Source organism: Ruegeria sp. CK2 (assembly GCF_056536585.1).
Genome location: NZ_JBQFPW010000078.1, coordinates 1 through 639 on the forward strand (window position 1 = coordinate 1; position 639 = coordinate 639).

General features: G+C 64.2%; 1 protein-coding gene. It reads right to left on the minus strand.

The features are described 5' to 3' along the window. Positions 1-639 (minus strand): autotransporter outer membrane beta-barrel domain-containing protein (locus ACR0BU_RS24770; protein ID WP_480739597.1); only part of this gene is annotated, 639 nt, incomplete at both ends.

The window sequence follows — 639 nt, forward strand, 5'->3', positions numbered from 1 at the left end:
CATAGCCGGTGCCGCCGTTGCCGTCCGCCAGGGTTCCAATCCTGTCGGCGTCCAGATCGCTCGTGTAGGAGGCAAACGTGAACTGCCCGTCGACATAAAACCGGCGATTGTCATACCACGTGGCCGTCACCCCAAGGCCAAAGCCACTGGTGTCAATCGACCCGTCTCCAAAGTCTGAGGTCACCGACGCACTGCCCGTGGCGTAGGAGAACTGCAGCCCGCCCACAAACAGCCCTGCCCCGCTCTCGCTCAGGACAACATCTCCGCCGATCTCTATCTCCCAGAGACCGCTGTCAAGCGCGGCCCCTGTTGTGCTGTGCTCTTCAGACAGCGTGACCTGTTCCGTCCCCATCCGGAACCACAGCGGGGAGCCTGCGCTTTGTGTGGCTGGGCCACCGTCCCAGGCCAGGCTCCGGAAGTCCTCCGAGCTGCCCCGGCTGCGCAGCGATGCGGGGCCATTCAGCGCCAGCAGCGACTGGCCATAGCTGTCATAGATCGGCGCAGAAGGTTGATAGACCGGCCCCCCTGCCTCTGACCGCGCGCTTAAGGCCCAGCCGCGGCCTGTCTCGGCCAGCCTATAGAGGTAGGCACCTGCGATAACCGCCTGTTCCCCATCCGAAGTGACATGGTTGCCGTCCA